Source organism: Pseudomonas sp. GW821-FHT09E12, from assembly GCF_059416085.1.
In genome coordinates, this window is record NZ_JBWKOM010000009.1 from 38,333 (window position 1) to 57,890 (window position 19,558).

Consider the following 19,558-nt stretch of genomic DNA (forward strand, 5'->3'; position numbering starts at 1 on the left):
GTTCCTCATAAACGGATGGACAGGCCATCGGCCAGCGATTGTCGGTAGGCGCGCCAGGCCGGCACGCTGCCCATCAGCAGGGCGGCGATCAGGATACCGCCGAGCAGCGTCCACTCATACTCGCTTGGCCAGGACAGCGGCAGGTACAGGCCGTAGCTCGACTGCACATAACCCTGGGCCAGGGCGATGCCCAGGTACAGCAGGCCCAGCCCGGCGAGCACACCGGACAGCGCCAGGGCGAAGGCTTCCAGCACCAGCAAGGTCGCAATATGCCAAGGCCGGGCGCCGACCGAACGCAGGATCGCCATCTCCCGGCGGCGCTCGTTGAGGCTGGTGAGGATCGCCGTGAGCATGCCGATCAGGCCGGTCAGCACCACGAACAGCGACACCACGAACAAGGCCTTTTCCGCGGTGCCCATCAGGCTCCACAGCTCCTGCAGGGCGACCCCGGGCAAGATCGCCAGCATCGGTTCGCCGCGGTATTCATTGATCTCGCGCTGCACCGCGAAGGTGGCGATCTTGCTGTTCAGGCCGAGCATGAAGGCAGTGATCGCTTGCGGCATCAGGTCCATGTTGCGCGCCTGGTCGGCGCTGATGCGGCCGCTGCCCTGGGCCGGCACGCCGTTGTGCCAGTCGATATGGATCGCCTCCATGCCACCGAGGCTGATGTGCAGCGTGCGGTCCACCGGGGTGCCGGTGCGCTTGAGGATGCCGACCACGGTGAAGGGTTTGTCGTCATGCTTGACCAGGCTGATGGCCGCCACGCCGTGGGCCAGCACCAGCTTGTCGCCGAGCTTGTAATGCAGGGCCTCGGCGACTTCGGCGCCCAGCACCACTTCGAACGGATCGCTGGCGAACTCGCGGCCGCTGGCCAGTTGCAGGTTCTGCTGGTGGCCGTACTGGTAATGCTCGAAGTAGGCCGCGGTGGTGCCCATCACCCGGTAGCCGCGATGGGAGTCACCGAGGGAAATCGGGATCGCCCATTTCACTTTCGGGCTGTTGGCGAAGTGCTCGAAGCTGTCCCAGCGAATGTTGTTGGTGGCGTTGCCGATGCGGAACACCGAGTACAGCAGCAGGTTCACCGAACCGGAGCGGGCGCCGACGATCAGGTCGGTACCGCTGATGGTGCTGGCGAAGCTGGCGCGGGCTTCGGTGCGCACCCGTTCCACCGCCAGCAGCAGGCAGACCGACAGGGCGATGGCGAAGGCGGTGAGGATCGCGGTGAAGCGGCGGTTAGCCAGGCTGGCCATGGCTAGACGGAACAGATACATCTCAGACCTCCGCGGGCGTGGCGGCGCGATTGAGTTCGGCCAGCGACAGGTTGTGATCGAACAGCGGCGCCAGGCTCTGGTCGTGGCTGACGAACAGCAGGCTGGCCCCGGCCTCGCGGCATTCGGCGAACAGCAGGCGGATAAAGGCTTCGCGGGCGTCGTAGTCCAGTGCCGAGGTGGGTTCGTCGGCGATCACCAGTTCCGGTTGGCCGATCAGCGCGCGGGCGGCGGCGACCCGTTGTTGCTGGCCGATGGACAGCGAGTCGGCGCGACGGCCGAGCAGGCCGGGGTCTTTAAGCCCCAGGTGGGCGAGCAGGGTGGCCGCTGCCTGGTCGACACTGCCGTGGCGCTGTACGGCGCGGCTGGCGCGCAATTTGGAAAAGTGGCAGGGCAACTCGACGTTTTCGCGTACCGAGAGAAACGGCAGCAGGTTGAACTGCTGGAAGATGTAGCCGGTGTGATCGACCCGGAAGCGGTCGCGGGCGCCGGCGGAGAGTTCGGTCAGCTCCTGGCCCAGCAGGCGGATGCTGCCGCGGCCGGGTTTCTGCACACCGCCGAGCAGGCCGAGCAGGGTGGTCTTGCCGCTGCCGCTGGGGCCCTTGAGGAACAGCGTTTCACCCGCTTCCAGGCGAAAGGCCGGGATATCCAGCAACTGTGGATGGCCGGGCCAGTTGAAGCCCAGGTCGGACAGTTCGATAAGTGCTTGGGTCATGTTGGGCCGATCATGGAGTGAGTTTTGTAGCCGCTGCCGAAGGCTGCGATAAGGTCCGCAGGACCTTGCGAAAACCTCAAGAGCAACGACCCCTTCGGGCTCGATCGCAGCCTGCGGCAGCGGCTACAGGAGTTGCGGTCAGAATTTCAGGCTGGCGGCCTTGGAGGTCGCTTCCACGCCTTGCTGGCCACTTGGCGAGATGAGTTGTACCTGAATTTTCTGGGTGGCGGGGAAGGTCTTGAACACGCCGGCCAGGTCCAGGTTCTTCAGCGCGCCCGGCGTGGCACAGGTGAACTGGTAGTGCGCATGGATCTCGCTGTGTTCGTGATGATGCTCGTGGCCGCCGGCATTCTTCGCGTCGTCATGGTCTTCGTCGTGATCCTCGGGCTTGTCGCCGAACAGCGGGCTTTCCAGTTCCTGTTGCGCCACCACGCAACCGGCGGCGGGCGGCAGGCTGAACAGCGCCAGCGGTTTTTCCAGCTGGGCGCGCACGGCGGCGACCTTGGCCTTGTCCGCGTCGGTGCTGGCGGCGTGCTCGAAGCCCACCAGGTTCATCGCCGGGCTTTCCAGTTCCAGCTCCAGGGTCTGGCCGTCCAGCGCGGCGTTCAGGCGGGCCACGCCATGCTCGTGAGCACCGAGGCTGCCGTGCTCATGGTCGTGGTCGTGTTTTTCGGCCGCGTGAGCGATGGCCAGGGGCAACAGAGCGAACGGCAGGGCGAGCAGCAGACGACGCATGGCAAGTCTCCGGGAGCGAACATGAAAATAATGTTATGTAATCTTATAACGAAAGTGGCGAGAGTTTGACCGCCTGCTTGGCGTTGCGCAAGACGCATGGGAGCATGCTCGTCAGAAATTTTCGGGAGCAGAGCGATGGTGCGGATTCGTGGAAGCATCGGCGAATGGCCGGTGGATTTGACCCTGGAACTGGACGAGGCCGACTGGGATCAGTTGAGTGCCCGGCTGGGGACGCCGTTGCAGGCGGCCAAAGCCGAAAGCGGCGCGCCTGTGGCCAAGCCGGCGAGCCAGGACGATGCGCTGTGGCAGATCACTCAGGACCTGCTGCGCAAGGCCGGGCAATTGAGCGGCCCGGATCTTTTGGAGCAACTGGAAGGCCTGACCGGCAGCGCCGCGGCGGGCAAGCGGCTATTGGTGCGTTTGCGCCACAGCGCACAGGTCAAGGTGGTGAGCGGCGGTGATACGCCGCTCTACAGCTGGATCGAGTAGGCGAGGGCTGCGCCGGCTTGCGATAAACCGGCGCGGCTATCAGCTATGAATCAGTACAGCGCAGCGAACAGCTTGCGACGGTAGGTGGTCACCAGCGGGTGGTCGTTGCCCAGCAGCTCGAACACTTGCAGCAAGGTCTTGTGCGGCAGGCCTTCGTTGTAGCTGCGGTTGCGGATGAACAACTTGAGCAGGGCATCCAGCGCCGCGTCGTACTGCTGGCGCGCCAGCTGCTGGATGGCCAGTTGATACACCGCCTCGTCATCCTGCGGGTCCTGCGCCAGGCGGCTTTTCAGCTCGGCGCTGTCCGGCAGGTCGGCAGCCTGCTTGAGGAAGGTGATCTGCGCCTTGGCCCCGGCCAGCGCTGCCTTGTGTTCATCGCCGGTGACCGCGTCGAGTACGGTCTGGGCTTCGCCCAGTTCGCCGCGTTCGGCCAGGCAGCGGGCGTAGAGGATCAATGCCTTGGCGTTGCTGTTGTCTTCGCCCAGCAGCACTTTGAGCGTGGCTTCGGCATCGGCGATGCGCCCTTCGGCGAACAGCGCTTCAGCCAGCACCAGCGGGTCGGCGGCCTTGGGCGGCGGCATCTGCACATGGGGTTCGAGCATGGCGCGCACCGCGGATTCCGGTTGCGCCCCGGCAAAACCGTCCACCGGCTGACCGTCCTTGAACAGCACCACGGTCGGCAGGCTGCGAATGCCGAAGCGGGCAACGATGTCCTGCTCGATATCGCAGTTGACCTTGGCCAGCAGCAGTTCGCCCTGATAGCTCTCGGCGATCTGTTGCAGCATCGGCATCAGCGCCTTGCAGGGCGCGCACCATTCGGCCCAGAAATCCACCAGCACCGGCTTGTGGAACGAGTTCTCGATCACCGACTGGTCGAAGTCGGCGGTGCTGGCGTCGAAAATGTACGGCGTGTCCTGACTCATGGGGGATCTCGAAGAACGTGAATGGGCCAACTATAAGGCTTGGCGGGGGGCGGCTGAAAGCGGGGTATCGGGTGGTCGGTAGATTGTTTCGCGGGCAAGCCTCGCTCCTGCAGATGCTGCTGGATGTTGCTCGATAGAGCACAAGGTGACTTGTCCTTCATCAATCGCGCTGCGCGTGATACAGGCTCACATCGCGGAACTCCCAGGGCTCGGCCAGATCCGGCAGGGTCAGGGCGTGGAGCATTTCCAGGCGTTGGTACAGCGGATGCTGGAAGTCCTTGACCCGGGAATCCGCCACCAGCGCCTGGCGTCCGCGGCTGAGGAACTCATCCAGCAGCGGCAGGTTGGCGCGGTCGTAGAGCACGTCGGCCACCAGGATCAGGTCGAAGCGATCCGCTTGCGCGAAAAAGTCCGTGGAGTAACCCAGTTCAACCCCGTTGAGCGTCGCATTCGCCTTGCAGGCGGCGATGGCCAGCGGGTCGAGGTCGCAGGCCACCACTTCCAGCGCGCCGGCTTTCAGCGCCGCGATACCGGCCACACCGGAGCCGGCGCCGAAATCCAGGACCCGCTTGCCTTGCACCCACTGCGGATGCTCGGCCAGATAGCGTGCCAGGGCCAGGCCGCTGGCCCAGCAGAAACTCCAGTACGGCGGTTCGTGGAGAATTCGCCGGGTTTCTTCCGGGGTGAAGGCGCGGTCCATGTTGTCGGCATCGATCAACCACAGCTTCAGCTCGGTGTCCGGCAGTTCGCAGGCCACCAGTTGGGCGTCGCCCAGCAGTTCGCTCAGGGCGCGTTGCAGGTCGAGCGGTGGGGTCATGGTGCTTTGACGAATTGCAGCTGGCCCACGGCCTGGGTGGTCGGCTGGGTGATGAGTTGCGCCGGCAGGTGCAGGATCAACTGGCCGGACTGGCTGGCACGGCCGCGCAGTTCAACGCGGGCGCCTACCGGGAAGACATCGGGATTGAAGCGAAGGCGAAACGGCAGGACCTTGTTGTTGCCGATCAGGTTGCTGCTGGCCAGCAAACGTTGCGGCCGGCCGCGCTCGTCGATCACCAGCAGCGCCAGTTCCACCTCGGCACCGCTTGGTACGCCCTGCAGGGTGCCGCTCAGTTCACGCTGATAGGCCGGCAGAGGGCCGAGGTCAGTGGATTCCTGGGCTTTTTTCACACTCTGCTGGGGCGGCACGGTGGAGGCGGCCGGTTTAGGGGCGTCGCTGCTGCAAGCGACCAGCAGGCTGAAAAGGCTGAGCAAAACGAGCGGTCGTAGTGGCATGCGAAGCTCCAACAAGGCGAAATTCCATGTGCAAAACATAATAGTCGGTCTGTATACCGTAAAGGCTATGGCTTGTCTTGCCAGTGGGATGCGCTACCATGGCCCTCCCTTTTTTTGTTGCCTGCCACCATGCACTGTCCCTTCTGCGGTGCCAACGACACCAAGGTCATCGACTCGCGTCTGGTCGCCGAAGGCGAACAGGTGCGCCGCCGGCGTGAATGCCTGGCCTGCGGTGAACGTTTCACCACTTTCGAAACCGCCGAACTGGTGTTGCCGCGCCTGATCAAGACTGACGGCAGCCGCCAGCCCTTCGACGAAGAAAAACTCCGCGCTGGCATGCAGCGTGCCCTGGAAAAGCGCCCGGTCAGCGTCGAGCGCCTGGAAGCCGCGCTGGTGCATATCAAGCACAAGCTGCGCGCCACCGGCGAGCGCGAGGTCAAGTCCCTGGTCGTCGGCGAACTGGTGATGGCCGAGCTGCAAAAGCTCGATGAAGTGGCCTATATCCGCTTCGCCTCGGTCTACCGGCGCTTCCAGGATCTCAACGAATTCCGCGAAGAGATCGACCGTCTCGCCCGCGAGCCGGGCAAAGAATGAACACCTCCAGCGAACAGGCGGTACTCGACGCCCACTATATGGCGCGCGCCCTGGAGCTGGCCGCAAAAGGCCGTTTCAGCACTCACCCCAACCCCCGGGTCGGTTGCGTGATCGTGCGCGACGGCCAGGTCGTCGGCGAAGGCTGGCATGTGCGGGCCGGCGAGCCCCATGCCGAAGTCCACGCTCTGCGTGCCGCCGGTGCCAACGCCCGCGGCGCCACGGCTTACGTGACCCTCGAACCCTGCAGCCATCACGGTCGTACGCCGCCGTGCGCCGATGCCCTGGTGGATGCCGGCGTGGCGCGGGTCGTGGCGGCGATGCAGGACCCCAACCCGGAAGTCGCCGGCCGTGGCCTGCAGCGCCTGGCCCAGGCCGGCATCGCTACCCACAGCGGGGTGATGGAGCAGCAAGCCCGTGCCCTCAACCAGGGTTTCCTCAAGCGCATGGAGCACGGCCTGCCGTTCGTGCGGGTCAAGCTGGCCATGAGCCTGGACGGGCGCACCGCCATGGCCAGTGGCGAAAGCCAGTGGATCACCGGCCCCGCCGCGCGTTCCGCGGTGCAGCGCCTGCGGGCCCAGGCCAGCGTGGTGTTGACCGGTGCCGACACGGTGCTGGCGGACAATGCCCGGCTGACGGTACGTGCCGAGGAACTGGGGCTGGATGCGGAACAGACCGCCCTGGCCATGAGCCGTCCACCCTTGCGCGTGTTGATCGACGGCCGTTTGCGGGTGCCGCTCGATGCGCCGTTCTTCAAGGCGGGGCCGGCGCTGGTCGCCACCTGCGCGGCGGTGGAAGAACAGTATGCCAACGGTCCGGAATGCCTGATCGTGCCGGGCGCCGATGGCCAGGTGGACCTGCGTCGGCTGTTGGGCGAGCTGGCTGCCCGCGGCGTCAACGAGGTGCTGGTGGAAGCCGGCCCGCGCCTGGCGGGGGCGTTCGCCCAGCAAGGTTTGGTGGACGAGTACCAGATCTTTGTCGCCGGCAAGTTCCTCGGCTCTACGGCCCGGCCGCTGCTCGACTGGCCGCTGGCGCAGATGAGCGAGGCGCCGCGGCTGAAAATCATTGAAATGCGCGCCGTAGGCGATGACTGGCGAGTCATTGCCATTCCTCTGCCAGCAGCGAGCGTATAATTTCGGGCCTTCGCCACGCGGCGACCCTGTTCTCGAGGAGGACTCCATGTTTACAGGCATCATCGAATCCATCGGCAGCATCCGTGCATTGACCCCCAAGGGTGGCGATGTGCGGGTGTATGTGGAAACCGGCAAGCTCGACCTGGGCGACGTGAAGCTGGGCGACAGCATTGCGGTGAACGGCGTCTGCCTGACCGCGGTGGAACTGCCGGGCGACGGCTTCTGGGCCGACGTCAGCCGCGAGACCCTGGACTGCACCGCTTTCCATCAGTTGAAGGCCGGCAGCCGGGTCAACCTGGAAAAGGCCCTGACCCCGACCACCCGCCTGGGCGGTCACCTGGTCAGCGGCCATGTCGACGGCGTCGGCGAAGTGGTGGCCCGGGAAGAAAATGCCCGCGCCATCCAGTTCCGCATCCGCGCGCCCAAGGACCTGGCCAAGTACATCGCGCACAAGGGCTCGATCACCGTCGATGGCACCAGCCTGACGGTCAACGCGGTCAATGGCGCCGAGTTCGAGCTGACCATCGTCCCGCACACGCTGGCCGAAACCATCATGGCCGACTACCGGCCGGGTCGGCAGGTCAACCTCGAAGTCGACCTGCTGGCGCGCTACCTGGAGCGCCTGCTGCTGGGCGACAAGGCCGCGGAGCCTTCGAGCGGTGGCATCACCGAAAGTTTTCTGGCCGCTAACGGCTACCTCAAATCCTGACTCAAGGGGGTGCCGCGTGGCGCTCAACAGCATCGAAGAACTGGTTGAAGACATCCGCCAAGGCAAGATGGTCATCCTCATGGATGACGAAGACCGCGAGAACGAAGGCGACCTGATCATGGCCGCCGAGTGCTGCAAGGCCGAACACATCAACTTCATGGCCAAGCACGCCCGCGGCCTGATCTGCATGCCGATGAGCCGCGAGCGTTGCGAGCTGCTCAAGCTGCCTTTGATGGCGCCGCGCAACGGTTCCGGGTTTGGCACCAAGTTCACCGTTTCCATCGAGGCCACCACCGGCGTGACCACCGGCATCTCCGCCGCCGACCGCGCACGCACGGTGCAGGCTGCCGCCGCCAAGGACGCCAAGGCCGAAGACATTGTCAGCCCGGGCCACATCTTCCCGCTGATGGCTCAGCCGGGTGGCACCCTGGCTCGCGCCGGCCACACCGAAGCCGCCTGCGACCTGGCGCGCATGGCCGGTTTCGAGCCGAGCGGGGTGATCTGCGAAGTGATGAACGACGACGGCACCATGTCCCGTCGCGCCGAGCTGGAAGCCTTCGCCGCCGAACACAACATCAAGATCGGCACCATCGCCGACCTGATTCACTACCGGATGATCCACGAACGTACCGTTCAGCGGATTGCCGAGCAGCCGCTGGACAGCGAATTGGGCCAGTTCAACCTGGTGACTTACCGTGATTCGGTGGAAGGCGACGTGCACATGGCGCTGACCCTGGGCAACATCTGCGCCGAAGAACCGACCCTGGTTCGCGTGCACAACATGGACCCGTTGCGCGACCTGCTGATGGTCAAGCAGCCTGGCCGCTGGAGCCTGCGGGCCGCCATGGCCACGGTGGCCGAGGCCGGCAGCGGCGTGGTGCTGTTGCTGGGCCACCCGCTGGACGGCGACGTGCTGCTGGCGCATATCCGCGAAACGGCCGAGCACGTGCCTGCGAAAAAACCGACCACCTACAGCATCGTCGGTGCCGGTTCGCAGATCCTGCGCGACCTGGGTGTACGCAAAATGCGCCTGATGAGCGCGCCGATGAAATTTAATGCGATATCCGGTTTCGACCTGGAAGTTGTAGAATACGTGCCCTCCGAATAAAAGCCGGTTGTTGCGGGCTTGAAATTCGCGGTTCAAATATCACTAGTGAGCGCGTAGTGAACGCGCTCCGGCTCTTTAAGAGATTTGTCGAATGACCCTGAAGACCATCGAAGGTACCTTCATCGCCCCCAAAGGCCGCTATGCCCTGGTGGTCGGCCGTTTCAACAGCTTCGTCGTCGAAAGCCTGGTCAGCGGCGCCGTTGACGCCCTGGTCCGTCACGGCGTGAGCGAAAGCGACATCACCGTGATTCGTGCCCCTGGCGCCTTCGAGATTCCGCTGGTTGCGCAGAAAGTCGCGCAGAAGGGCGAGTTCGCGGCGATCATCGCCCTGGGCGCGGTCATTCGTGGCGGCACTCCGCACTTCGAATACGTGGCGGGCGAATGCACCAAGGGCCTGGCCCAGGTGTCCATGGAGTTCGGCGTACCGGTCGCCTTTGGCGTGCTGACCGTCGACTCGATCGAGCAAGCCATCGAACGTTCCGGCACCAAGGCCGGCAACAAAGGTGCTGAAGCTGCCTTGTCCGCTCTGGAAATGGTCAGCCTGCTGGCGCAGTTGGAGGCCAAGTGATTAGCGACGATAGCGATCGTTTCAACCCGCGTGATCCGAAACCTGCGGACGCTGGCAAGCCATCCAAGAGCGCCAAGCGTCGCGAAGCCCGTCAGCTCGCGACCCAGGCGCTGTACCAATGGCACATGGCCAAGCACTCGCTGAACGAGATCGAAGCGCAGTTCCGGGTCGACAACGATTTCACCGACATCGACGGTGCCTACTTCCGTGAGATCCTGCACGGCGTTCCGGCCAACAAGAATGAGATCGACAACGCTCTCACCCCTTGCCTGGACCTCACCATCGAAGAGCTGGACCCGGTCGAACTGGCGGTTTTGCGCCTGTCCACCTGGGAACTGCTCAAGCGTGTCGATGTGCCGTACCGCGTTGTGATCAACGAAGGTATCGAGCTGGCCAAGGTCTTCGGTTCCACCGATGGCCACAAGTTCGTCAACGGCGTACTCGACAAGCTGGCCCCGCGTCTGCGTGAAGCTGAAGTGAAGGCATTCAAGCGCTGATCCGCGCTTGCAGCTGCCATGGGCGAGTTTGAGCTGATCCGTAACTTCTTCGCTGCCGCGCCTTGTGCGCAGGGCGGCGAGGGCGTTGCACTGGGGATTGGCGACGACTGCGCCTTGCTGGCTGTTCCCCCTGGCGAACAGTTGGCGATTTCCACCGACACCCTGGTGGCCGGTGTGCATTTCGCAGATCCCTGCGACCCTTTCCTGCTCGGCCAGCGCTCGCTGGCGGTGGCGGTCAGCGACCTGGCGGCCATGGGCGCCGCGCCTGTCGCCTTCACCCTTGCCCTGACTCTGCCGACGGTTGACGCCGATTGGCTGCAAGCCTATGCCAACGGCCTGAGCGCCATGGCGCAGAGCTGCGGCGTGCGCCTGGTAGGCGGTGACACCACCCGCGGCCCGTTGACCCTGACCATGACCGTGTTCGGTCGCGTGCCCGCCGGCCAGGCCCTGACCCGCAGTGGTGCCCGTCCGGGCGACCTGCTGTGTGTCGGCGGCGAGCTGGGCAATGGCGCCGGGGCCTTGCCCCTGGTGCTCGGACAACGCAGCGCCGAGCCGGCGGTCGCCGAGCCTTTGCTGGCCCATTACTGGTCGCCGCAACCGCAACTGGCCCTGGGCCAGGCGCTGCGCGGCAAGGCTACCGCGGCCATGGATATCTCCGATGGCCTGCTGGCCGACTGCGGGCACATTGCTGCCGCTTCAGCTGTCGGCTTGCTGATCGAAAGTGAAAAACTGCCGATGTCCCGGGCGTTGTTGAGCTTTCTCGGTGAGAATGGCGCCCGCTCGGCGGCACTCAGCGGCGGTGACGATTACGTGCTGGTCTTCACCTTGCCCGAAGCCGAGCTGGCGCCGCTGCTCGCCGCCGGCTGGCCGGTGCATGTGCTGGGCCGGGTCGTGGCCGGGCAGGGCGTGGTGCTGCTGGATGCCGAGGGGCGGGACATCACCCCGAACACTCGGGGCTATCAACATTTTCGGGAGACACCGTGACAGATCATCCCAAACAGGTTCCGGCAGAGTTCGTGCCACCCTCCGTCTGGCGTAATCCCTGGCATTTTCTGGCCTTCGGCTTCGGTTCGGGCACCTTGCCCAAGGCTCCGGGTACCTGGGGCTCGCTGGTGGCGCTACCGTTCATCCCGCTGTGGCAGATGCTGCCGGACTGGGGTTACTGGCTGATGCTCGGCATCACCATGCTGTTCGGCTTCTGGCTGTGCGGCAAGGTGGCCGACGACCTGCGGGTGCATGACCACGAAGGCATCGTCTGGGACGAAATGGTCGGCATGTGGATCACCCTGTGGCTGGTGCCGGAAGGCTGGCAGTGGTTGCTGGCGGGTTTCCTGATGTTCCGCTTCTTCGACATTCTCAAGCCCTGGCCGATTCGCTGGATCGACCGGCATGTGCACGGCGGTATCGGGATCATGCTCGACGACGTGCTGGCCGGTGTCTTCGCCTGGTTGGCGATGCAGGGGCTGGTGTGGTGTTTTACCTGAGGAATCAGCCATGCCGGCCGCTCGCGTTCTGCTGGTAACGCTCTGTGTCTTGACCGCCAGCCTGGTCCGGGCCGCCGAGCCGGCGGCGCTTCCCGGCGAAATCCGGGTGGCCAGCGAGGAGTGGGACAGCTACACCCAGGCCGATGGCCAGGGCATGGCCTGGGATATCCTGCGCGAGGTCTTCGAGACCCAGGGCGTGAAGCTCGACATGCGCAGCGTGCCGTACACCCGCTCGGTCGGGCTGGTGCAGCGGCGTGAAGTCGACGCCCTGGTCGGTTCCTATCGGGACGAAACCGATGGCGCCCTGTATCCGCGCTGGAATTACGACACCGACCATATCTACAGCCTGGGCCTGGCGACGAACCCGCCGCCGACCCTGGCCACGCTCGGCAACTATCGCCTGGTCTGGGTACGCGGCTATCGCTACCAGGACTACTTGCCCAATATTCAGCGTTTCAATGAGATCCGCCGGCGTGTCGGTATCTTGCCGATGCTCCAGCAAGGTCGCGCCGACTTCTATATCGATGCCCTGACCGAGGTCGATGTTGTCCTGTCCCAGGCCGGGGACCGCTCGCAGTTCCGGCGCAGCCATTTGGCCGAACTGCCACTGTTCCTGGGGTTTGCCAACAATGAACGTGGGCGGGTGCTGTGCGCGCTGTTCGATCGGCGGATGGCCGAGTTGGTGAAAAATGGCCGTTTGCGCCCGATTTTCCAGCGCTGGCAGCAGCCCTATCCGTTCGATACCGGGCGCCCGCCTGAAGACCGTTGATCTAACTTCTCGATCTTTATGTCCGATAATTCAGCCTAAGCGTCTGTCGGAAGCTGCTGTTACAATGCCGCCTCTGCGAATCTCCAGTCCCATACAGATCAGGAGCACAACGGTGCCCGTCGTTTTTGTTGCCGCTTCCAAGCTGCCTACCCCTTTTGCGCAATTCACCATGCACGGTTTTCTCGATGAAGCCACCGGCCGCGAGCACGTCGTGCTCAGCCTGGGTGATATTGCCGATGGTGCTCCGGTGCTCGGCCGGTTGCACTCCGAATGCCTGACCGGCGATGCCCTGTTCAGCCAGCGCTGCGACTGCGGTTCGCAACTGGAAGCCGCCCTGCAGGCGATCGCCCGCGAAGGCCGTGGCGTGCTCCTGTACCTGCGTCAGGAAGGCCGCGGCATTGGCCTGCTCAACAAGATCCGCGCCTATGAGTTGCAGGATGGCGGCGCCGACACCGTGGAAGCCAACGAGCGCCTGGGCTTTGCCGCCGACCAGCGTGACTACGCCATGTGCCTGCCGATGCTCGAGCACCTGGGGGTGAAATCCCTGCGGCTGATGACCAACAACCCGCGCAAGGTCAAGGCCCTGACCGAGATGGGCATAGTCGTTGCCGAGCGCGTGCCGCTGCATACCGGCCACAACCCGCACAACAAACTCTACCTGGCCACCAAGGCCAGCAAGCTCGACCACATGATGGGCAACGAGCACCAGGGCGAGGTAGACCGGGCGTGACCCGCGGTCAGGTCCGGCGGCGCCTGGCCGTCAGCTGGTGGCAATACCTGGCGCTGGCGCTGCTGCCGCTGTTCGTGATCAATCTGGTGTTTGGCCAGGGCGAGCCGTTGCTGCCGATCCTGGCGATGCCGTTTTTCATCGCTGGAGTGGCCTCGATGTTTGTCAGCCTGCGTTTTTTCGGCGGCTACAAACGGGCCCTGATCGCCACCCATAAAGCCCTCGATACCCCTGAAGAGCCAGCGGCCTGGATCGAGCTGGCGGCCCGTCGTCGCGCGGCGTTTCTGGCCGCGGCCCTGCCGGCCTGGGTCGGTGCCCTGGCGGTGTTCGTCGGCCTGGAAGCGGTGCCGCTGATCCTCCTGGCGCTGTCCACCGCGGTGCTGTTCTACCTCTACCGCATCCCGCGTCAGCTCGCTTGATGCACCGCTGGCTGGCAGTCCTGCTGCTGGCCCTCGCAGGCCCGGCGCTGGCCGTGGAGCGCGTGGTCAGCCTCGCGCCTTCGCTATCGGAAATCGTCGTCGAACTGGATTCCGCCGACCTGCTGGTCGGTGTGCTCGACGCCGGCGAGCGCCCCCCTCAATTGCACAACCTGCCGTCGGTGGGCCGTTATGGCCAGCTGGACATGGAGCGGCTGCTCAGCCTCAGGCCGGATCTGCTCCTGCTCTGGCCCGGCAGCGTCGGCCCGGCCCAGCGCGAGCAGCTCGCTCGCCTGGGTATCCCGACCCTGGTGGCCGAACCCCACAGCCTCGACCAGCTCACCACTCAAATTGCAACCATCGCCGCCCGACTAGGGCGCCCACAACGCGGCCTGGAGCGTGCCAGCGAGTTGCGGCAGCAACTGGCCGGCCTGCGTCAGCGTTATGCCCGCAGTGCGCCGATGGCGGTGTTTTATCAGGTCTGGGACCAGCCGCTGTACACCGTGGGCGGCGGGCAAATCATCAGTGATGCCTTGAGTGTGTGCGGCGCGCGCAATGTGTTTGCCGACTTGCCGCTGCCAGCGCCCCAGGTCAGCGTCGAGTCGGTGTTGCAGCGCAACCCTGAAGTGATTTTGGCCAGCACCCAGGCGCAACTTGACGCCTGGAAAGCCTGGCCGCAATTGAAGGCGGTGGCGCAAGGCAGGTTGTTGCTGATCAGCGATAAAGGCCTGGAGCGGCCGAGCGGGCAGATGATCGCTGCGACGGCCAAGCTCTGTGAGTTGCTTGATTCTGAGTAGCTGCGGCTAGCGCATCGCGGGCAAGCCTCGCTCCTACAGAAAAATGTGCAATCCCCGTGTAGGAGCGAGGCTTGCCCGCGATAGCGTTCTTACAGGACCGACCTGACTAAAGCTCCGGCGTCCAGGTCACCCCGAACATCCAGGCCCGGCCTTGCTCCCGATACCCGTACTGCGCGCCGTCATGGCTGTACAGCACCCGGCTGTAGGACTTGTCGAGCAGATTGTCGACCTTCAGTTCCAGCCGGACTTCGCGATTCAGCGCCCAGCTGCTGCGCAAGCCCAGCAGGGCATAGCCGCCGAGGCGTTGCTGATTGGCCAGGTCGTCATAGCTGCTGCTCACTGCTTGCCAGCTGGCGCCGAGGCCCAGGCGGTCGAACTGCCGATCCAGGTCCAGGCTCAAGGTGCGCCGGGCACGACGGGCCAGGGTGTGGCCGGTGTCGCGGTCGCGGGGATCGATGATCGCCAGCCCCAGATTGCTCTGCCAGCCGAACAACTCCTGCTGCAGCGTCGCCTCGAAGCCGTTGATGCGTGCCGAGGCGACGTTCTGCGGGCGCGAATTGCTGCCGAAGATAATCGCGTCTTCCAGGTCGGTGCGGTACAGCGAGGTCTCCAGGCGAGTGCTCTCGCTCAACTGGCTGCGCCATTGCAATTCGTAGCTTTTCGAGGTCTCGGGCTTGAGGTCAGGGTTGCTGAAGTCGGGGTAATACAGGTCGTTGAAGGTCGGGGCGCGAAAGCCTTCGCTGTAGGTCAGCAGGACATCGTTGTCTGCATTCAACGGCAGGGTGAGGGTGCCGCTCCAGCTGTTCTGGCCGCCGAACTGCTGGTTCTGGTCGCGACGCAGGCCCAGTTCGGTGGAGAAGCTGTCGGCCTTGAAGCGATGCTGGACAAAGGCCGCGCGGTTCCAGCGGCTGTCTTCGGCGAAGGCGGTACTGCTGTTGACCCGGTCTTGGTACCAGTCGCCGCCGACGATCAGGCTGTTGCGTTCGTCGAGGGTCAGGTCGTTCTGCCAGTTGACCGAGTCGCGGTAGGTGTTGAACACCGTGCGTTCGTCGCTGAGCTTGTCGAAGGTCTTCTCGCGGTTTTCGCTGTGGCCCAGTTCCAGGCGCGACTTCCAGACGTCGTTGATACGCCCGTCGATATAGCTGCTGAAGCTGCTGACCGCGAATTCGCTGTAGGGCTTCTGGGGGAGGCTCTCGAAGGCGCTGCCATTGAAATACGAACGCCCGAAGGGGTTGTCGAACTCGCTTTTACCGCGGTTATCCAGCAGGTTCAGACCGGCTTCCCAGTCGTCGTTGAAGGCGTGGCTCAGGCTCAGGCTGAGGGACTGGTTGCGGTAGGCGTCATTGTCGCGATCGCTGGCATAGGACTCATGGGTGCGATTGCTCCCGACCGTGTCGTCGAGGCTGGCGCCCAGGCTGAAGCGGGTCTGCTGGTCGCCGCCGGACAGGCCGATGCTGCGCTCCCAGGTCTGGTGGCTGCCGACCCCCAGGTGCAGGCGGGGTTGCAGGCCCTGCTCGGCGCTGCGCCGGGTGAAGATCTGGATCACCCCGCCGATGGCGTCGCTGCCGTAGATCACCGAGCGGGAGCCGCGCAGCACTTCCACCCGCTCGATCTGCTGGATATTCAGATGCTGCAGGTTGCTGTCGCCGGAGCTCGAGCTGCCGATGCGCTGGCCATCCACCAGTACCAGGGTCTGCGCCGACAAAGTGCCGCGGATATAGATCCCCGGCACGCTGCCCCGGCCGCCGCTCTGCGCCACTTGCACACCAGGCACCCGTTGCAGCAGGTCGGTGACGCTGGAGGGTTGCAGGCGGTCAATGTCGTCGCGGGTGAATACGGTGTTGGCGGCGCTGCTGTCGTTGCGTGCCTCTACCTGGCGGTTGGCGCTGATCAGCGTGTCGGGCAGCTTGAGGGCCTGTTCGCGGTCGAGAGTGTCGGCCAGCAGTTGGCCGGTGGGCAGCAGGACAAGGGGCAGGACGAGGAGGGCGGGTTTCATCGGCAATCCGTGGCGCTTGGCGAGCGAGGCGGGAGCGGGGGGATAACTCCTGTAGCCGCTGCCGAAGGCTGCGATCGGCCCCGAAGGGGCCGTCGCTTTTAAGGCTTACAGGTTACAGGCCGAGCCGTTGCAGGCGTGCCCGTACGGCGGCTTCGATACCGGCTTCGTCCAGGCCGCATTCGGCCAGCATCTGCGCCGGCTTGGCGTGTTCGACGTAGAGATCCGGCAGGCCCAGGTGCAGGATCGGCTTGAGGATCGCCTCGCGCGCCAGGAACTCGCCGACCGCGCCACCGGCGCCGCCCATGATGGCGTTCTCTTCGATAGTCACCAGCAGTTCGTGGCTGGCGGCGATTTCGCATACCAGGGCTTCATCCAGCGGCTTGACGAAACGCATGTCGACCACAGTGGCATCCAGCTTGTCGGCGACTTTCAGCGCCTCGGCCAGTTGCACACCGAATACCAGCAGGGCGACCTTGCTGCCTTGGCGACGGACCACGCCCTTGCCGATCTCGATCGGCTGCAGGTCCTTTTCGATGGTGGCGTTCGGGCCGGTACCGCGTGGATAACGCACGGCGGCCGGGCCGTTGTACAGGTGGCCGGTGCTGAGCATCTTGCGCAGCTCGTTCTCGTCGCTCGGGGTCATCACCAGCATGCCGGGGATGCAACGCAGGAACGACAGGTCGAAGCTGCCGGCGTGGGTCGGGCCGTCTTCGCCCACCAGGCCGGCGCGGTCGATGGCGAACAGCACGTCGAGGTTCTGCACCGCTACGTCATGCACCAGCTGGTCGTAGCCGCGCTGCAGGAAGGTCGAATAGATCGCCACCACCGGCTTGGCGCCTTCGCAGGCCATGCCGGCCGCCAGGGTCACGGCGTGCTGCTCGGCAATCGCCACGTCGAAGTAGCGCAGCGGGAAGCGCTCGCTGAAGGCCACCAGGTCCGAGCCTTCCTTCATCGCCGGGGTAATGCCCACCAGGCGCGGGTCGGCAGCGGCCATGTCGCACAGCCATTCGCCGAACACCCCGGAGTACTTCGGCCCACCGGCCTTTTTCGGCGCGGCGGCAGGGCTGTCCAGAGGGTCGAGCTTGGTGATGGCGTGGTAGCCGATCGGGTCGACTTCCGCCGGGGCGAAACCCTTGCCCTTCTTGGTCACCACGTGCAGGAACTGCGGGCCCTTGAGGTCGCGCATGTTGCGCAGGGTGGCGATCAGGGTCGGCAGGTCGTGGCCGTCGATCGGACCGATGTAGTTCCAGCCCAGCTCTTCGAACAGGGTGCCGGGAACCAGCATGCCTTTTGCGTATTCTTCGGTGCGGCGGGCGATTTCCCAGGCGCCGGGCAGGCGCGACAGCACCTTCTTGCTGCCTTCGCGCATGCTGGCGTAGGTGCGGCTGGAAAGAATCTTGGCCAGGTAATTGGACAGGCCGCCGACGTTGCGCGAGATCGACATGTCGTTGTCGTTGAGGATCACCAGCATGTTGGCGTCCACTTCCGGCGCGTGGTTCAGCGCCTCGAAGGCCATGCCCGCGGTCAGGGCGCCGTCGCCGATTACCGCGATGGCCTTGCGCTCGCTGTTCTGCAGGCGGGCGGCAATGGCCATGCCCAGCGCCGCGCTGATCGAGGTGCTGGAGTGGCCGACGCCAAAGGTGTCGTACTCGCTCTCGGAACGCCGCGGGAAGGCGGCCAGGCCGTCCTTCTGGCGCAGGCTGGCCATGCGCTCGCGACGACCGGTGAGGATCTTGTGCGGATAAGCCTGATGACCCACGTCCCACACCAGGCGGTCGTCCGGCGTGTCGAAGACGTAATGCAGCGCGATGGTCAGCTCGATGACGCCCAGGCCGGCACCGAAATGCCCACCGGTCTGGCCGACCGTATAGAGCAATTCCAGGCGCAACTCATCGGCCAGGGTTTCCAGCTCGGCTTCGCCTAACCGGCGCAGGCCGTCCGGCGTGTTGGCACGGTCGAGCAGGGGCGTGGTCGGGCGCTTGCGGGGAATCTCATGAAACGTCGTGGGCATCAGGCGAATCGTTATAGGTATAAAAGAGGCGGCAGTTTACCTTATGCATCGCAAGCTGCCCACGCAGAGCGCGGAACTTGGTCGATATGCGGTCTGCCGCGCCGGGGTCGATCAGCTGCGTCGTTCGACGATATAACGCGCCAGCTCCCGCAGGGGCTCGGCGCCCGCGTCAAAGGGTCGCAGTGCGTGCAGGGCCTGATCGCGCAGTTCCAGGGCATAGGCCTTGGCCGCTTCCAGGCCGAGCAGGGCCGGGTAGGTCGGTTTGTCCCGGGCGATGTCGGCACCCTGGCGTTTGCCGAGGGTCGCGGTATCGCTTTCCACGTCGAGAATATCGTCCTGCACCTGGAACGCCAGGCCGATGGCCTGGGCATAGGTCTGCAGGGACTTGAGCTCGTCTTTTTCGGCCCGGCCGCTGGCCAGGGCGCCGAGCTTGACGCTGGCCTCGATCAGCGCGCCGGTCTTGTGCCGGTGCATGTACTCCAGGGCTTTCTGGTCGAGCTTGAGGCCGACCGAACCGAGGTCGATGGCCTGGCCACCGACCATGCCCGCCGGGCCCGCCGCCAGCGCCAGGGCGCTGACCATCCGCAGGCGGATCTCGGCGTTCGAATCGCTCAGGCGCGGGTCGAGCAGGGCGCTGAAGGCCAGGCTCTGCAAACCGTCGCCGGCGAGAATCGCGCAGGCTTCATCGAAGGCTTTGTGGGTGGTTGGCTGGCCGCGACGCAGATCGTCGTCGTCCATCGCCGGTAGATCGTCGTGCACCAGGGAATAGGCGTGGATCAGCTCCACCGCGCAGGCCGCGCCGTTGGCCTGTTCCGGCCGTGCACCGAGGGCTTCGCAGGCGGCGTAGGCCAGCAGCGGACGCACGCGCTTGCCGCCGTTCATCACGCTGTAGCGCATGGCCTGGTAAAGACGGGCCAGCTCCGGGCTTGGCGCGTGGAACAGGGTTTCCAGTGCAGCATTGACCCGGGCCTGGCTGCTGGCCTGATAGGCCGCGATCATTCTGGTTGTTCCGCGTCGAAGGGTTCTTCGACCAGTTCGCCATCGCGCTCCAGCAGGATCTGCACCTTCTGCTCGGCCTGGGCCAGGGCCGCCTGGCAATCGCGGGTCAGGCCGATGCCTTGCTCGAAGGCGGTCAACGAGTCTTCCAGCGACAGCTCGCCGTTCTCCAGACGCTCGACCAGCGTTTGCAGGTCGGCGAGGGATTGTTCGAAATCTAAGGCAGCTTTTTTGCGGGCCATGGCGGCTATCCCGGTTGACGTTAAACCGGCGCGACACTAGCAGACATGGGGTTTTGGGGCAAATGAGCGGCGGTTGCCGAACGGCTCGGCAGGGCGATTTTCTGCCCTGGGT

General features: G+C 64.9%; 23 protein-coding genes. 13 read left to right on the forward strand and 10 right to left on the reverse strand.

Features of this window, described 5'->3' with window-relative positions; genetic code table 11:
- Nucleotides 1–5 precede the first annotated feature (5 nt).
- The 3 genes from AC07PQ_RS24235 to AC07PQ_RS24245 form a co-directional block, all read right to left on the reverse strand.
- Nucleotides 6–1,271, reverse strand: coding sequence for an ABC transporter permease (locus tag AC07PQ_RS24235; RefSeq protein WP_493186583.1), 1,266 nt, complete (start codon nucleotides 1,269–1,271; stop codon nucleotides 6–8).
- Between the two features lies 1 nt (nucleotide 1,272).
- The gene (locus AC07PQ_RS24240) at nucleotides 1,273–1,983 is read right to left on the reverse strand and encodes an ABC transporter ATP-binding protein (RefSeq protein ID WP_493186582.1); all 711 of its coding nucleotides are present in this window, start codon (nucleotides 1,981–1,983) and stop codon (nucleotides 1,273–1,275) included.
- 138 nt (nucleotides 1,984–2,121) lie between these two features.
- Complete coding sequence (locus tag AC07PQ_RS24245; RefSeq protein ID WP_101339238.1) at nucleotides 2,122–2,718, reverse strand: DUF2796 domain-containing protein; 597 nt, start codon at nucleotides 2,716–2,718, stop codon at nucleotides 2,122–2,124.
- Between the two features lie 135 nt (nucleotides 2,719–2,853).
- Here AC07PQ_RS24245 and AC07PQ_RS24250 point away from each other — a divergent pair, with 135 nt between their 5' ends.
- Nucleotides 2,854–3,207, forward strand: a complete 354-nt coding sequence (locus AC07PQ_RS24250) for a hypothetical protein (protein ID WP_007924138.1) — start codon at nucleotides 2,854–2,856, stop codon at nucleotides 3,205–3,207.
- Between the two features lie 50 nt (nucleotides 3,208–3,257).
- Here the strand turns inward: AC07PQ_RS24250 and trxA are convergent, their stop codons facing one another.
- From trxA to AC07PQ_RS24265, 3 genes are all read right to left on the reverse strand, one after another.
- On the reverse strand, nucleotides 3,258–4,130 hold the full coding sequence (trxA, locus tag AC07PQ_RS24255) for a thioredoxin (RefSeq protein WP_493186581.1): 873 nt from the start codon (nucleotides 4,128–4,130) through the stop codon (nucleotides 3,258–3,260).
- A 160-nt stretch (nucleotides 4,131–4,290) separates the two neighbouring features.
- Nucleotides 4,291–4,947: a class I SAM-dependent methyltransferase gene (locus AC07PQ_RS24260; protein WP_101339237.1), complete on the reverse strand. Its 657-nt coding sequence runs from the start codon at nucleotides 4,945–4,947 to the stop codon at nucleotides 4,291–4,293.
- Nucleotides 4,944–5,402 (reverse strand): hypothetical protein, encoded by a 459-nt coding sequence (locus AC07PQ_RS24265; protein WP_087091866.1) that lies wholly within the window; start codon nucleotides 5,400–5,402, stop codon nucleotides 4,944–4,946. The genes AC07PQ_RS24260 and AC07PQ_RS24265 overlap by 4 nt, the downstream gene beginning before the upstream one ends.
- A gap of 129 nt (nucleotides 5,403–5,531) precedes the next feature.
- Here AC07PQ_RS24265 and nrdR point away from each other — a divergent pair, with 129 nt between their 5' ends.
- From nrdR to AC07PQ_RS24325, 12 genes are all read left to right on the forward strand, one after another.
- Nucleotides 5,532–5,996, forward strand: coding sequence for a transcriptional regulator NrdR (gene nrdR / locus AC07PQ_RS24270; RefSeq protein WP_007924133.1), 465 nt, complete (start codon nucleotides 5,532–5,534; stop codon nucleotides 5,994–5,996).
- Nucleotides 5,993–7,126, forward strand: a complete 1,134-nt coding sequence (gene ribD, locus AC07PQ_RS24275; RefSeq protein ID WP_007924130.1) for a bifunctional diaminohydroxyphosphoribosylaminopyrimidine deaminase/5-amino-6-(5-phosphoribosylamino)uracil reductase RibD — start codon at nucleotides 5,993–5,995, stop codon at nucleotides 7,124–7,126. Before nrdR ends, ribD begins: the two co-directional genes overlap by 4 nt.
- A gap of 46 nt (nucleotides 7,127–7,172) precedes the next feature.
- Nucleotides 7,173–7,835 (forward strand): riboflavin synthase, encoded by a 663-nt coding sequence (locus AC07PQ_RS24280; RefSeq protein WP_007924128.1) that lies wholly within the window; start codon nucleotides 7,173–7,175, stop codon nucleotides 7,833–7,835.
- A gap of 16 nt (nucleotides 7,836–7,851) precedes the next feature.
- Nucleotides 7,852–8,943, forward strand: coding sequence for a bifunctional 3,4-dihydroxy-2-butanone-4-phosphate synthase/GTP cyclohydrolase II (gene ribBA / locus AC07PQ_RS24285; protein ID WP_007924126.1), 1,092 nt, complete (start codon nucleotides 7,852–7,854; stop codon nucleotides 8,941–8,943).
- 91 nt (nucleotides 8,944–9,034) lie between these two features.
- A complete protein-coding gene (ribH, locus tag AC07PQ_RS24290) occupies nucleotides 9,035–9,511 on the forward strand; it encodes a 6,7-dimethyl-8-ribityllumazine synthase (RefSeq protein WP_007924117.1) in 477 nt (158 codons plus the stop codon).
- Entirely contained in the window at nucleotides 9,508–10,008 is a 501-nt protein-coding gene (gene nusB / locus AC07PQ_RS24295) for a transcription antitermination factor NusB (protein WP_007924115.1), read from the forward strand. Before ribH ends, nusB begins: the two co-directional genes overlap by 4 nt.
- 18 nt (nucleotides 10,009–10,026) lie before the next feature.
- Nucleotides 10,027–10,992: a thiamine-phosphate kinase gene (gene thiL, locus AC07PQ_RS24300; RefSeq protein WP_493186580.1), complete on the forward strand. Its 966-nt coding sequence runs from the start codon at nucleotides 10,027–10,029 to the stop codon at nucleotides 10,990–10,992.
- Nucleotides 10,989–11,492 (forward strand): phosphatidylglycerophosphatase A family protein, encoded by a 504-nt coding sequence (locus AC07PQ_RS24305; protein WP_053262819.1) that lies wholly within the window; start codon nucleotides 10,989–10,991, stop codon nucleotides 11,490–11,492. Before thiL ends, AC07PQ_RS24305 begins: the two co-directional genes overlap by 4 nt.
- 10 nt (nucleotides 11,493–11,502) lie before the next feature.
- Nucleotides 11,503–12,261: a substrate-binding periplasmic protein gene (locus AC07PQ_RS24310; protein WP_007924110.1), complete on the forward strand. Its 759-nt coding sequence runs from the start codon at nucleotides 11,503–11,505 to the stop codon at nucleotides 12,259–12,261.
- Nucleotides 12,262–12,373: 112 nt separating this feature from the next.
- Nucleotides 12,374–12,991, forward strand: a complete 618-nt coding sequence (ribA, locus tag AC07PQ_RS24315) for a GTP cyclohydrolase II (RefSeq protein ID WP_007924108.1) — start codon at nucleotides 12,374–12,376, stop codon at nucleotides 12,989–12,991.
- The gene (locus AC07PQ_RS24320) at nucleotides 12,988–13,407 is read left to right on the forward strand and encodes a hypothetical protein (protein WP_007924107.1); all 420 of its coding nucleotides are present in this window, start codon (nucleotides 12,988–12,990) and stop codon (nucleotides 13,405–13,407) included. Before ribA ends, AC07PQ_RS24320 begins: the two co-directional genes overlap by 4 nt.
- Nucleotides 13,407–14,201, forward strand: coding sequence for a cobalamin-binding protein (locus tag AC07PQ_RS24325; protein ID WP_007924106.1), 795 nt, complete (start codon nucleotides 13,407–13,409; stop codon nucleotides 14,199–14,201). The genes AC07PQ_RS24320 and AC07PQ_RS24325 overlap by 1 nt, the downstream gene beginning before the upstream one ends.
- A gap of 106 nt (nucleotides 14,202–14,307) precedes the next feature.
- Here AC07PQ_RS24325 and AC07PQ_RS24330 read toward each other — a convergent pair whose 3' ends face one another.
- The 4 genes from AC07PQ_RS24330 to AC07PQ_RS24345 form a co-directional block, all read right to left on the reverse strand.
- Complete coding sequence (locus AC07PQ_RS24330) at nucleotides 14,308–16,197, reverse strand: TonB-dependent receptor domain-containing protein (RefSeq protein WP_493186579.1); 1,890 nt, start codon at nucleotides 16,195–16,197, stop codon at nucleotides 14,308–14,310.
- A gap of 112 nt (nucleotides 16,198–16,309) precedes the next feature.
- A complete protein-coding gene (gene dxs, locus AC07PQ_RS24335; protein ID WP_007924104.1) occupies nucleotides 16,310–18,208 on the reverse strand; it encodes a 1-deoxy-D-xylulose-5-phosphate synthase in 1,899 nt (632 codons plus the stop codon).
- Nucleotides 18,209–18,319: 111 nt separating this feature from the next.
- Nucleotides 18,320–19,207 (reverse strand): (2E,6E)-farnesyl diphosphate synthase, encoded by an 888-nt coding sequence (gene ispA / locus AC07PQ_RS24340; RefSeq protein ID WP_101339231.1) that lies wholly within the window; start codon nucleotides 19,205–19,207, stop codon nucleotides 18,320–18,322.
- Nucleotides 19,204–19,446 (reverse strand): exodeoxyribonuclease VII small subunit, encoded by a 243-nt coding sequence (locus AC07PQ_RS24345; protein ID WP_493186578.1) that lies wholly within the window; start codon nucleotides 19,444–19,446, stop codon nucleotides 19,204–19,206. Before AC07PQ_RS24345 ends, ispA begins: the two co-directional genes overlap by 4 nt.
- Between the last annotated feature and the right edge of the window lie 112 nt (nucleotides 19,447–19,558).

Excerpts from the sequence above, each read along its gene's own strand:
- AC07PQ_RS24260 (WP_101339237.1), bottom strand. The coding sequence starts at position 4,947 with ATGACCCCACCGCTCGACCTGCAACGCGCCCTGAGCGAACTGCTGGGC.
- ribH (WP_007924117.1), top strand. The coding sequence starts at position 9,035 with ATGACCCTGAAGACCATCGAAGGTACCTTCATCGCCCCCAAAGGCCGC.
- thiL (WP_493186580.1), top strand. The coding sequence starts at position 10,027 with ATGGGCGAGTTTGAGCTGATCCGTAACTTCTTCGCTGCCGCGCCTTGT.
- AC07PQ_RS24345 (WP_493186578.1), bottom strand. The coding sequence starts at position 19,446 with ATGGCCCGCAAAAAAGCTGCCTTAGATTTCGAACAATCCCTCGCCGAC.
- dxs (WP_007924104.1), bottom strand. The coding sequence starts at position 18,208 with ATGCCCACGACGTTTCATGAGATTCCCCGCAAGCGCCCGACCACGCCC.
- AC07PQ_RS24325 (WP_007924106.1), top strand. The coding sequence starts at position 13,407 with ATGCACCGCTGGCTGGCAGTCCTGCTGCTGGCCCTCGCAGGCCCGGCG.
- ribD (WP_007924130.1), top strand. The coding sequence starts at position 5,993 with ATGAACACCTCCAGCGAACAGGCGGTACTCGACGCCCACTATATGGCG.
- nrdR (WP_007924133.1), top strand. The coding sequence starts at position 5,532 with ATGCACTGTCCCTTCTGCGGTGCCAACGACACCAAGGTCATCGACTCG.
- AC07PQ_RS24310 (WP_007924110.1), top strand. The coding sequence starts at position 11,503 with ATGCCGGCCGCTCGCGTTCTGCTGGTAACGCTCTGTGTCTTGACCGCC.
- AC07PQ_RS24265 (WP_087091866.1), bottom strand. The coding sequence starts at position 5,402 with ATGCCACTACGACCGCTCGTTTTGCTCAGCCTTTTCAGCCTGCTGGTC.
- AC07PQ_RS24240 (WP_493186582.1), bottom strand. The coding sequence starts at position 1,983 with ATGACCCAAGCACTTATCGAACTGTCCGACCTGGGCTTCAACTGGCCC.
- AC07PQ_RS24330 (WP_493186579.1), bottom strand. The coding sequence starts at position 16,197 with ATGAAACCCGCCCTCCTCGTCCTGCCCCTTGTCCTGCTGCCCACCGGC.
- AC07PQ_RS24280 (WP_007924128.1), top strand. The coding sequence starts at position 7,173 with ATGTTTACAGGCATCATCGAATCCATCGGCAGCATCCGTGCATTGACC.
- AC07PQ_RS24250 (WP_007924138.1), top strand. The coding sequence starts at position 2,854 with ATGGTGCGGATTCGTGGAAGCATCGGCGAATGGCCGGTGGATTTGACC.
- trxA (WP_493186581.1), bottom strand. The coding sequence starts at position 4,130 with ATGAGTCAGGACACGCCGTACATTTTCGACGCCAGCACCGCCGACTTC.
- ispA (WP_101339231.1), bottom strand. The coding sequence starts at position 19,207 with ATGATCGCGGCCTATCAGGCCAGCAGCCAGGCCCGGGTCAATGCTGCA.
- AC07PQ_RS24245 (WP_101339238.1), bottom strand. The coding sequence starts at position 2,718 with ATGCGTCGTCTGCTGCTCGCCCTGCCGTTCGCTCTGTTGCCCCTGGCC.
- AC07PQ_RS24235 (WP_493186583.1), bottom strand. The coding sequence starts at position 1,271 with ATGTATCTGTTCCGTCTAGCCATGGCCAGCCTGGCTAACCGCCGCTTC.